We start from the raw sequence: 10,471 nt of genomic DNA on the forward strand, positions 1-10,471 counted from the left end.
TTCAGGTCAAGAAATAATTAAAAATAAACTCCAAAGCTTTTCTTTTTAAAAAAGCTTTGGATTTTAAACTATGAATTATAACTAATGTATTTTGTCTCACACATGTACACATTTTTTTCTTCAGTTGGGATATATACTTTAAACTTTTCTAACCGTTTTCCATAGACATGAATCGTAATAACGCTTTCATTTTTGCTAATTTCAAGAATATGACAATCCGCTGGTGGAATTACTTTATCTGTTTCTCCTTCTCCCAAATAAAGATTTCCTGTATGTGTTAAATAAACAAGTGAATTTCCAAGTTGTTTCGTTTGTATAAAGTTCTGCACCATAATCCTTCCTGAAAAAACGCCTTCTACTCCCCATGTGCCGTCATGATCATGTAAAGGTGTAGATTGTCCATCTTTCCATACGAGAGCTAGTACTTCAAAACGTTTGAGCGGATCTTCATACAATAAATGTCGTGCATATTGAGTCAAATTGGCCTTCTGTTTATCTAACGGAAGCCATGTTTTCTTTTCTAAAAGTTCTTCTAGTAACTTTTCAATGCCACACACTATTTCTTCTTCAAATAAACCGTTTTCCATAAGATCTGTAACACCTTTAATAAACTTTTGAAATGATTTACTTCCATTACAAGTCAACATAAGAATCCTCCTCTACGTTTTATACAATTCCATATTAAGGTGATTACCGAAAACTCACAATTGAGAAACAAAAAACAAGATGCAAATGTATGCACCTTGTTAAGATTTTTATTTAGCTTTCAATCGAATAGGTAAGTATTTTAATGTTTGTTCATTTTCCAATATACATTTTTCTAAACAGAAAGATGGAGATAGCTCTATTTTTTCAAAAGCATTTATAAAGGTAGTTAATGCAATCTCAGCCTCTAAACGTGCAAGTGGTGCTCCTAAGCAAAAGTGAGGACCTTTCCCAAAGGTTAAATGCTTTTCATTTCCTGTTCGATGTACATTAAATTGAGAGGCTTGTGAAAATTTTTTCTCGTCTAAATTCGCTGCACTAACCCACGCAACAATCATCTGATCCTTTTTCATTAAAGAACCAAATATATTTGTATCCTCTGTAATCCTCCGGGCTAATGTAACAGGAAAGCGATAGCGTAATACTTCCTCAATCGCTTTTGAAATTAAGTTAGGTTCTTTTCTTAACTCTTCATAAATTCCAGGTGAATCTACTAAAAAGCAATAAAAGCTATTAATAATTAAATTTGTAGTGGTTTCATTCCCAGCTGCTAGTAAACCTAATGAAAAGGTTACAATTTCTTCATCGGTTAATCTTTCGCCTTCATATTCAGCTCGAATTAAATCAGAAATGATATCATCGGTTAAATGATATCTCTTTTCCTGAACAATCGGTAGAAGGTATGCTTTGAATTCATTTAATGCTATCCCTTTCTCAGCATCCAGATCATTAAACTTTTCTTTACTATACGGCATAAATAAAATATCAGACCATTCTTTAATTTTTTTACGATCTGTTGTTGGGACTCCTAATAAATCAGAAATAACGGTCACAGGTAAAGGTGCAGCAAACTGTTCAACGATATTAACTTCACTACATTTTTCGATATGTTGTACAAGTTCATCTGCGATAGCCTGTATTCGAGGTTTCCACTGTTCTAAACTTCTTGGAGTAAATGCCTTAGAAACAATGGAACGTACATTGCGATGTTCTGGTGGATCTGTAGAGTTTATATTTATTCTAGTTTCTAAAGGAGGGATTGAGAATTGTCTGCGCTCCCTTCTACTTGAAAATAAGCGATAATCTGATAAAACACGATTTACATCATCATATAAAAAAACATTCCATACATCCTGCTCTTCATCATAATGAACTGGGTGATTATCCCTCATCAAACGATACCATTCATATGGATTCCATAATTCTTCTTTTGTTTTCAGCTTTGAAATTTCATGAACTAAAATAACATTTTCAGGTGAAGCCATAGTTCTTTCCTCCCTTTTCTTTTACAATAAAAGTGATAGGTCGGCAGTTCAAAGTTGTATAAACTATCATATGTTATTTTAACATATACTAAAGGGGATTTTTCATTAAAGAACTTGAGAAATATATAAGGGGGATTTTTATGTACGTTGATATTTTACTACTAGCAGAATTAACGACCGGACCAAAACATGGATATGAAATCAAAAAAAATGTTCAAAATCGTTTAGGTGAGAATTTTGAATTAAATCACAACATGCTTTACCCTGCCCTTCGGCGCTTTGAAAATATGGGTGCTATAACGAAAAAAATACATAAACAAGTTGGAAAACCAAACCGAAATATGTACGATATAACAGAAACAGGAGAAGAAATTTTTTCTGAAATGTTACGAGAGTTTCCCGAAAAACTTGCGACAAATAATGCAGAATTTCTTGTTCGTATCGCGCTATTTGAAAAACTTGAATATGAAGCTAGAAAAGAGATTTTGACTGTACGTCAAAACGTACTACATAGTCAACTTACCGCTATTCAGTCTCTAGAGGTTACCTCAGCCTTTATTACTGAAGTCATTGAATTTAGTAAATCACGAATTGAACATGAATTGAGTTGGATTACATCACTTATGAAGAAAATATAAAAAAATAACAAAAAAAGCTAAAATTAATGAATGAAAATGATATTTATTATCAATACTATCATTAATAAAAGGGCAACCACGATTTGGCTACCCTTAAAGAATTTACACTTCTGGATCAAATGTTTTGCAATCTGTTTCTTCCGTTGTAGATGCATGTTTACCTTTATGACTTACTACGTAAATTGCCTCTGCACTACATTTATTACCGTTCGCCCAAAATTTACAGTTGTTTACTTCACATAAAACGTCTTGTGCCATAGTATCACACCTCCTTGTTCTATTATCATTAACAAAATTCGGAGGTATGATACTATTTGTCATCCATTTTCCATTCCCTTTTTAGCTTTCTTAATGGTTCAATATCTCCGCGTACAATAGCATCAATATTTCCAGTTATTTTTTCAATATCAAAATGCCACCATTGAATTTGCAATAATTCTTGAATTATTTCATTTGAAAATCTCTCTTTTATTTTATTTGCAGGGTTTCCACCAACAATTGTATATGGTGCGACGTCTCTAGTCACAACAGATTTAGCTGCAATGATTGCACCATCCCCTATTTTTATTCCGGGCATAATTGTTGTATCCATACCAATCCAAACGTCATTTCCTATAACTGTATCACCTTTATAAGGTAAATCAGACAAACTAGGTGTATACTTCTCCCACCCATTTCCAAATATATTAAATGGATATGCCGAAAATCCATCCATCCGATGATTGGCTCCGTTCATAATAAAGTTAACTCCAGATGCAATACAACAAAACTTTCCAATAGTAAGGCGATCTCCAAGAAATTCATAATGATGTAATACTCGATCTTCAAATGTTTCTCCATCTTTCGCATCATAATAAGAATAGTCACCAACAAGTATATTAGGTTTTGTTATTATATTTTTTATAAATTGAACGTTTTGATTGCCTTCAATAGGGTATTTAACATTTGGATTAGGATTCATTTTGTATAGCACTTCCTTTACCACTTATTTCACTTTCTACCGCTATTACTGGCTTTAAATTGTATATAGGTAAAATAAACAATAATCCAATTATAAAAAGTAAAGCCGTCCCTTCATACATCATACTTAATGAAAACATCTCTTTTAATGAGCCAGCTATACTCATCGTTACTACCATTGAACCGGTAAAAAGCGGACTTAAAATACCATTTACACGACCTATAAAATCGGTATCGCTATTTTGAATAATAAGCGTATTAATACCAATTTGGATACAAGGAAGAGCTAAACCACTAAAAAGCTGCGCTGTAAGTGTCACCCATAAATTTGTAGAATATCCTATAATGCCAATACCAATTGCTTGACCAAGCATACCGATAATTAACATCTTTTGCGGAGCAACGTTTTTCGCAAATACCATTGCTAATGCTCCGCCAACAATCATTCCCGCACCATTTACTGTTAGTAGCCACTGTAAACTCTCTTTTGATAATCCTAACTGCTCAGTCACAATAAATATACCTAATGGCTGAATTAATCCTATACCTAGTCCTGCAGCCATAAAACAAAGCCCTAGTAAAGTTAATGCTTTTTTCTTTTTGACATACTTAATACCATCCTTCATCTCCTGCAACAGAGTGATATCCTTCTTTTCTACGTCGTTTTCAAGATCTTTCGGAAGGAATAACAATACAACTGCCGCAAGTAAAAACGAAATACCTGTTATGATGATTGAAATATAAATTCCAAAACTATGAAAGATAAATGTCCCTAGTATTGGTCCTAATACCATAAATATTGCAAATATCGTTTGATATATAGACATTGCTAATTGAATTTGTTCCGTTGATAAATGTTGTTTAAACAACTTCATTCCAGATGGTTGTGAAAACTGTGAAAGGATTGCAGAGATGAGTGTCACAAAAAACACAATTTTCCACGTTCCAAACATAAGCGTAATTAATACAGCGAATACTGAAATGGAACTTAACGTTTCACACCATATCATTGTCTTCTTTGGCTTCCACCTATCAGCAAAAGTACCGCCAATAAATGAAAAAATAAAAATTGGAGCGAATTCAGCAACTGAAATCATCGAAATAGCAAAAGCATCACCTTTTGTCATTTCCATTACATATAGTAATACCGCAAAGTTTCGAACCCATATTCCTATTTGTAAAAATAATGCTGATGCTAAAATCCCTTGAACAAACCGATTTTTTAATACTTGTGATACCCCATTGTTTTGTTTCGTTACTACATTTGTCGACATAAAAAAGCCTCCTATTTCATGTTCTGAACAGGAGGCAGCACAAATCATATAAAAAGACTATATATTCGCAGAGCGAAATACATCCCTTTTCTATAAATGTACAGACTAACCCTATTCAGAAGAATATTTCGTTTTTTAACGAAGATCTCTTACAAATAGAATTAGTTGATCATTGGGATGTTTTCACCCTTCCGTTTCGAATTTAAATAACACATACATACTCTATGTAAATCATTTTCGATGTATGCATGTCTCCTTTTAACTATTCTAGAAAGTTAAAGGCAATTCCTCTAAAGAACGCATTAAATAGTTACCTTGCCATTTAATTTCTTCACGATTCCCTTTTATTTGTAGTTCAGGCATTCGATTAAACAAAGTAGTAATAGCAATCTTTGCTTCTAACCTCGCAAGTGGAGCGCCTAAACAGAAATGGCTACCATGACCAAAGGCAATATGACGATTATTTTCCCGAGTAATATCGAATACTTCTGGGTTTTCAAATACAGTTTCATCACGATTTGCAGAAGCTAAGGCAATGACAACCATATCTCCTTTTTCGATTGTTCGGTCGTGAATTTGAAAAGGTTCCGCTGCCCATCTTGCAGTTGTAACCTCAACTGGAGAATAATAACGCAATCCTTCCTCAATAGCCGAATCAATTAGTTTTGGATTATCTTTTAATAACTGTAATTGATTTGGATTTTCAAGAAGTGCTAATACCGTATTTGTAATTAAATTCACTGTCGTCTCGTGTCCTGCTACAATTAATAGCATTATCATTGAATATAGTTCCCGAGCGCTAAGTTTATGCCCTTCACTCTCTGCAAGTATTAAAGCACTCACTAAGTCTTCTTTTGGCTCTTTTCGTTTAATATCAACTAAATATTGAAGATATGTAATAAACTCAGATAGTTGTTTTTCGGTCTCTTTTATTTCTTCAGGTGTTTCTGGTGATGCAATAACAGCATGAGACCAAATTCTAAATTTCGCTTGATCTTCTTTTGGAATACCGAGCATCTCACTTATTACAATAATCGGTAATGGAAATGAATAATCATCCACAAGATTTAATGTACCTTTTCGCTCTATATCACTTATCAAATCATCTGCTATTTTCTCAATTCTTTTGTCTAATTGTGCAATCATCTTCGGTGTAAAAGCTTTTTGAACTAAAGATCGTAAACGACTGTGGTTAGGTGGATCTGAATTTAGCATATGCGTTGTTAAGTGGTCACTATTATCAACGGAAAGATACATGTTCTTTATATCTTGAGAAAACACATTTGTCCAATCTTTTTTTAAACGATTATCTTTTAAAAGTGGCAGAGCATCTTCATATCTAGTAATGAGCCATTCTTTACCGATTTCAACTTGGTTTACAAATAATATAGGTTGTTTTTTTCGCGATTCTTTATAAATTTCATACGCATCTTCTTTAAACTGAGCTGAAGCTAAATTAATGCCATCCTCTATGCTTAACCCAACTTTGTTTTTCATTGACATTGTATTCCCTCACTCTCATTTGTTTTTGAAAATCAACCCAACATATGCATTATACTCTAATAAAAACGTGAAAATTGTAAATTTTTAATCAAAATCTTACTTCGTATATTGAAAAATAAAAAAGTGAGAGAGTAAAATCGTTTCACTCTCCCACTTCTCTTTATGCGAAGCACATAAAATTACTAATTTGTTGATAGCGATAACTTACTTTACGACGACGACCACCTTGCCACGTGTAACCTGACACTCCATTTCTTCTCACTTCAGTCGGGAAGAACCATAAATCTCTTCCGAAAGGACCAGGACGATGTAAGCGTAAATAGCCCCATCTTCCTAGACAGTTACACATCCATGATTTCATATTACCTGGTTGTGCTGGAGAAGCAAATGTAGACGGTAACGACGGCGCTTGTGACGGAGGTGGTGACGTTGGAGCATCTTCTGCATCATCTGGTCTGTAATCTTCTTGTTCAATATCTCTCACTTCATTTGTAGGTTCATACCCGTAGTCATGTGGATTATAATACATCGCTTGATCATATGGATAATTTTGTTGGTTATACATATTAACAAATCACCTTCTTTTCATTCATTACCTTTACCATTCATATGTGATATGCCCTCTCTGGGAAGCTTATGTATAGCCCAAATTCAACTTAAAAAGCTCGTATTATTAAAAATACGAGCCTTTCAAAAATAGAATATGTTTATTATTTCCTTAACTTCACACTATAAAAACGCATTTCATCTAACGAACCTTCAAATTCAAATACTTCTTGTTTAATTAATTGTTTCAAGCGATATTCTAAGAAAGTATCTCCAACTAACTGTTCAACAAGACCAAGTGCTTCACCAATTACTCTAGGAGCTTTAAGGAACTCTCGATCAGCACCCACACTTTTCGCGCATTCAATTATAAATTGATCAAAATAATCTTCCTGTACAGAATGCACTTCATTTTCTTTCCAAACTCTTAAACATTCTATGCTTTCCGATAATCTATCCCACTCATTTTCAAACTTCATGCGCTTCTCTTCAGTTAAATAAGGTAGCTTTATAAAACTTTTTTGGAATAGAGCTAAACTTTCAGGTGGTAATTCTCCCGTTCCACGAATATCATACTCTTGTTTTAATATTTCTCTACTTGCTTCAGACGTATTAATAACTCGAATATTTTTCTTATCCTTTAATTGTGCCATTACAAAACTTAGGCCTACATGTTCATGTGCATTATCAGCCTTCCAAATTGTAATAGGCGTTTCAACAGGAATAGTATGTAGTTCTTCTATAGTTGCTATAAATCTTGATAAATATTCTTCTTCAAAATAACTATCATAAGCAGTTAAGTTATTTATTAACCACTTCTGTCTTGCTAGTTGCCCCTCATTCGTATGCAACCTATATATCGGTCCAATTGAAAAGAATTCCGAAAAAGCAACAACACTCTCTTCAAATAATTCTTCTTGACTTAACATATATTTTAAGCAACCAGCCGTTGAATCATCAAAAGCAATATGTACGTGCGTACTTTCTTTTACATTCCTTTTATAAGTAGGATTACTCGTTAATTGTTTCGGAATATCCATCAAATTTTTAATTGTATCTTCACTGTAGTTTTCTTCTAATAAGTTTAACTGTATGAGAATACTTTGAAGTAAATCTTTAGCCTCATCTTCGTACATATTCTCTACAGCATTTTTAATTTTATCTATCACACAAATCCCTCTATTCATTTCAAAAATAACGTAGATTATAGTGTATCATTTTAGTATAGTTCTTTAAAGTCAAATCCAGATTGCTACAGCAATCTGGATTTTCAACAAAAGCTCTCCTTATATTTTTGAATTGCTAAATATTTTACTTTGAAAATCTTTGTATCTAAATGTATAATTATATAAAAACAAAAATATAGGAGCTATATTTATGGAGAAAGTACTTACTAATTATAAACATTACTTAAAAAATTGGAGATTTATATTTATTTGCATACTACCTGCTATTGCCTTATTCGTTACTTTCTATGTCATCTTCGAACTACTGTTTCATCAAAATTTCTACTTATCTAACTTAATTTCTGCTATCATATTATTTTTAATATTTATTAACGTTAAAGATAAATTTAACATTAAAGGCTAAAGAACACTATTTCAAAATAGCCCTTTATTATTGCATCCTACTATAAAATAAGACTCGTAGTAGATTTTCATAAAAAATAAGAACACCCTGCAATTGGATGCTCTTATGTGATTAGAGGTTTTTTCTGAGTATTAAGTAGGACACGAAGATCTTGTCCTACTATATAATATATGCTTGTACTTATTATTTCGTGCATGTATTAAGAACCATGTTCAGGTACTTAATATATGCATAGTCATTGCTATAAAATCTACTCAAATATTCACTGTACGATTATCATATTTATAAATTAAAAAACATCCCTAATGGATGTTTTTTATCTAACATTTTAAGCTTCCATAAACTTAGCCGGTACACCAATTTTTTCAACTACAGAAGATATATTAGTAGGATTAATCATTACATTTTCAATACATACTAATTTATTTTCTAATATCCCATTCTCTGTAGTAATAAGTTCTTTAAACCGATCTAAAGTCATTGAGAATTTATGTTCACTTCCACCATTCATACTAACTTTTACATACTTCATAGTGTCACCGCCTTTCATAATAATTTACATTTCGACAAGAAGGCGCTTACATCCTTTTTATTTACTCTTAGATTTCTCACGTTTACATGTATGTTGAGAAAAGAAACTACTATTATTCACTCACAAAATTATTGCTAATAAGAAAGATAAAGATAAAAATGCACAAAGTGGAATATATAAACCGGTATCCATTCTTGCAAAGTGCGTATCTTTTTGTCGTTTAAAGATACCAAAATAGTTAAACTCACCAATCACTCTAATAGAAAAGACAATCATACAAATCCAGGAACCGACTTGAATAATAACATTAGGAACTGCAAAATGAACAATATTTGCTTGTTGCAACAAAATTATTGCTGCCACACTTAATAATAATGCAATGAACAATGTCATTCCGGCGCGAGGTGTAAACGCCTTTTCCCCTGATTTAGTTGGAATAACACTATTTGTCCCCCAATTACCTCCGAAAGCCCAATATACATGTAAAAAGCTAACTAAAAATAATATGCAAGCAGATATATATGTAATGATAAGCATTTTATCCTCCCCTTATTTTAGTTCCTATCTATAAAATATGCTATTCCCCTCCGCAATAGCAACCTTCATTTCATTACATAAAAAAACCGTAATGATTTATCAATATTAAGATAAGTCATTACGGGGTTATTAAACTTCATTATGCATTATACCTATTTCTTCGGCGTTCCATCCTTGTTTGACCTTGAACTGCATTTTCTTTATATGGATCTATTTTCTCTGTCATTTCATATGTTGCAACTGGTTCTTCGTACTTATATTCATGGATTTTTTCTGGCATTTTACTTTTAGATTCTTTCCCACCAAACTTAAATAGTTTCATCTTTAATTTCGGTAATCTTGGAAGACGAATCTTAAATGATAATCTTTTCCGTTTCTTTTTTGGTCCAAGTAGATTTATATTTTCTTTATTATTATCTTTCTCTTTGCGGTGAATGAACATCGCAAGTAATCCTCCTATTACAAGTCCTCCAATTAATAGTAATATATATACATAATGGCTTGTCATTAAACTCGTTATGCGTTCAAGTATGGCTAACGACTGTACTTCTTTTATATCCCATAGTAAAGCGGCCCATAATGAGAATAAGCCCAAAGTAAGCCCATATGTACGAAAACGGAATAAACATGGAATTAACGCGACACATGCAGCAATTTTCGCATTTGCTATGATTGAGCTTGTTGAAATATCTTGATGCCAAATAACTAACAGTAATGTTATAAATGGCGCATACGCTATCCAACTGCATATACGTGAATACATCTTTTTAGCAAAATAACTACCGAAACTAGTAAAAAATAAAAGCCCTCCAATATATATAGATTGTTCTAGAGGGATTTGCTTTGTAAGTCCTGCAATTGGAAAGAGGCCGCTCAGTAGCATTAAGAGCACATCTAATTTCTTCACAATTCCCCATTCCT

The 10,471-nt window shown here is 32.6% G+C and carries 13 protein-coding genes; 2 read left to right on the forward strand and 11 right to left on the reverse strand.

The genetic code is table 11. From position 1 onward, the window contains the following. Positions 1-68: 68 nt before the first annotated feature. Positions 69-647 carry a cysteine dioxygenase family protein gene (locus ES895_RS21995; protein WP_000954437.1) on the reverse strand — a complete coding sequence of 193 codons (579 nt, stop codon included), beginning with the start codon at positions 645-647 and terminating at the stop codon, positions 69-71. Between the two features lie 108 nt (positions 648-755). Next, positions 756-1,970: a cytochrome P450 gene (locus ES895_RS22000; RefSeq protein WP_000168014.1), complete on the reverse strand. Its 1,215-nt coding sequence runs from the start codon at positions 1,968-1,970 to the stop codon at positions 756-758. A gap of 140 nt (positions 1,971-2,110) precedes the next feature. On the opposite strand from ES895_RS22000, the gene ES895_RS22005 reads away from it, so the two are divergent. Beyond that, the gene (locus tag ES895_RS22005; protein WP_000289122.1) at positions 2,111-2,608 is read left to right on the forward strand and encodes a PadR family transcriptional regulator; all 498 of its coding nucleotides are present in this window, start codon (positions 2,111-2,113) and stop codon (positions 2,606-2,608) included. Positions 2,609-2,710: 102 nt separating this feature from the next. Here ES895_RS22005 and ES895_RS22010 read toward each other — a convergent pair whose 3' ends face one another. The 6 genes from ES895_RS22010 to ES895_RS22040 form a co-directional block, all read right to left on the reverse strand. Then, on the reverse strand, positions 2,711-2,866 hold the full coding sequence (locus ES895_RS22010; protein WP_000046095.1) for a DUF1540 domain-containing protein: 156 nt from the start codon (positions 2,864-2,866) through the stop codon (positions 2,711-2,713). A 52-nt stretch (positions 2,867-2,918) separates the two neighbouring features. After that, complete coding sequence (locus ES895_RS22015; RefSeq protein ID WP_048567664.1) at positions 2,919-3,569, reverse strand: Vat family streptogramin A O-acetyltransferase; 651 nt, start codon at positions 3,567-3,569, stop codon at positions 2,919-2,921. After that, a complete protein-coding gene (locus tag ES895_RS22020; RefSeq protein ID WP_000106395.1) occupies positions 3,559-4,842 on the reverse strand; it encodes an MFS transporter in 1,284 nt (427 codons plus the stop codon). Before ES895_RS22020 ends, ES895_RS22015 begins: the two co-directional genes overlap by 11 nt. 267 nt (positions 4,843-5,109) lie before the next feature. Beyond that, the gene (locus ES895_RS22030) at positions 5,110-6,345 is read right to left on the reverse strand and encodes a cytochrome P450 family protein (protein WP_000062125.1); all 1,236 of its coding nucleotides are present in this window, start codon (positions 6,343-6,345) and stop codon (positions 5,110-5,112) included. Positions 6,346-6,505: 160 nt separating this feature from the next. Further along, on the reverse strand, positions 6,506-6,910 hold the full coding sequence (locus tag ES895_RS22035) for a hypothetical protein (RefSeq protein ID WP_000282680.1): 405 nt from the start codon (positions 6,908-6,910) through the stop codon (positions 6,506-6,508). 145 nt (positions 6,911-7,055) lie between these two features. Next, the gene (locus ES895_RS22040; RefSeq protein WP_087964760.1) at positions 7,056-8,060 is read right to left on the reverse strand and encodes a DUF1835 domain-containing protein; all 1,005 of its coding nucleotides are present in this window, start codon (positions 8,058-8,060) and stop codon (positions 7,056-7,058) included. A gap of 208 nt (positions 8,061-8,268) precedes the next feature. Here ES895_RS22040 and ES895_RS22045 point away from each other — a divergent pair, with 208 nt between their 5' ends. After that, complete coding sequence (locus ES895_RS22045; protein WP_000416828.1) at positions 8,269-8,481, forward strand: hypothetical protein; 213 nt, start codon at positions 8,269-8,271, stop codon at positions 8,479-8,481. Positions 8,482-8,809: 328 nt separating this feature from the next. On the opposite strand, the gene ES895_RS22050 is transcribed toward ES895_RS22045, so the two are convergent. The 3 genes from ES895_RS22050 to ES895_RS22060 form a co-directional block, all read right to left on the reverse strand. Beyond that, the gene (locus tag ES895_RS22050; RefSeq protein ID WP_000878372.1) at positions 8,810-9,013 is read right to left on the reverse strand and encodes a hypothetical protein; all 204 of its coding nucleotides are present in this window, start codon (positions 9,011-9,013) and stop codon (positions 8,810-8,812) included. Positions 9,014-9,133: 120 nt separating this feature from the next. Next, positions 9,134-9,550: a DUF3995 domain-containing protein gene (locus ES895_RS22055; RefSeq protein ID WP_000905573.1), complete on the reverse strand. Its 417-nt coding sequence runs from the start codon at positions 9,548-9,550 to the stop codon at positions 9,134-9,136. 139 nt (positions 9,551-9,689) lie between these two features. Further along, positions 9,690-10,457 (reverse strand): DUF3959 family protein, encoded by a 768-nt coding sequence (locus ES895_RS22060; RefSeq protein ID WP_135238644.1) that lies wholly within the window; start codon positions 10,455-10,457, stop codon positions 9,690-9,692. Positions 10,458-10,471 lie beyond the last annotated feature (14 nt).

This window comes from Bacillus sp. 007/AIA-02/001, from assembly GCF_004634455.1.
In the GTDB taxonomy this organism is placed as follows: domain Bacteria; phylum Bacillota; class Bacilli; order Bacillales; family Bacillaceae_G; genus Bacillus_A; species Bacillus_A cereus.

What these genes read in the sequence shown, in the direction of transcription:
- ES895_RS22030 (WP_000062125.1), bottom strand. Translation starts at nt 6,345, where the DNA reads ATGTCAATGAAAAACAAAGTTGGGTTAAGCATAGAGGATGGCATTAAT.
- ES895_RS22020 (WP_000106395.1), bottom strand. Translation starts at nt 4,842, where the DNA reads ATGTCGACAAATGTAGTAACGAAACAAAACAATGGGGTATCACAAGTA.
- ES895_RS22055 (WP_000905573.1), bottom strand. Translation starts at nt 9,550, where the DNA reads ATGCTTATCATTACATATATATCTGCTTGCATATTATTTTTAGTTAGC.
- ES895_RS22010 (WP_000046095.1), bottom strand. Translation starts at nt 2,866, where the DNA reads ATGGCACAAGACGTTTTATGTGAAGTAAACAACTGTAAATTTTGGGCG.
- ES895_RS22015 (WP_048567664.1), bottom strand. Translation starts at nt 3,569, where the DNA reads ATGAATCCTAATCCAAATGTTAAATACCCTATTGAAGGCAATCAAAAC.
- ES895_RS22050 (WP_000878372.1), bottom strand. Translation starts at nt 9,013, where the DNA reads ATGAAGTATGTAAAAGTTAGTATGAATGGTGGAAGTGAACATAAATTC.
- ES895_RS22035 (WP_000282680.1), bottom strand. Translation starts at nt 6,910, where the DNA reads ATGTATAACCAACAAAATTATCCATATGATCAAGCGATGTATTATAAT.
- ES895_RS22000 (WP_000168014.1), bottom strand. Translation starts at nt 1,970, where the DNA reads ATGGCTTCACCTGAAAATGTTATTTTAGTTCATGAAATTTCAAAGCTG.
- ES895_RS22005 (WP_000289122.1), top strand. Translation starts at nt 2,111, where the DNA reads ATGTACGTTGATATTTTACTACTAGCAGAATTAACGACCGGACCAAAA.
- ES895_RS22045 (WP_000416828.1), top strand. Translation starts at nt 8,269, where the DNA reads ATGGAGAAAGTACTTACTAATTATAAACATTACTTAAAAAATTGGAGA.
- ES895_RS21995 (WP_000954437.1), bottom strand. Translation starts at nt 647, where the DNA reads ATGTTGACTTGTAATGGAAGTAAATCATTTCAAAAGTTTATTAAAGGT.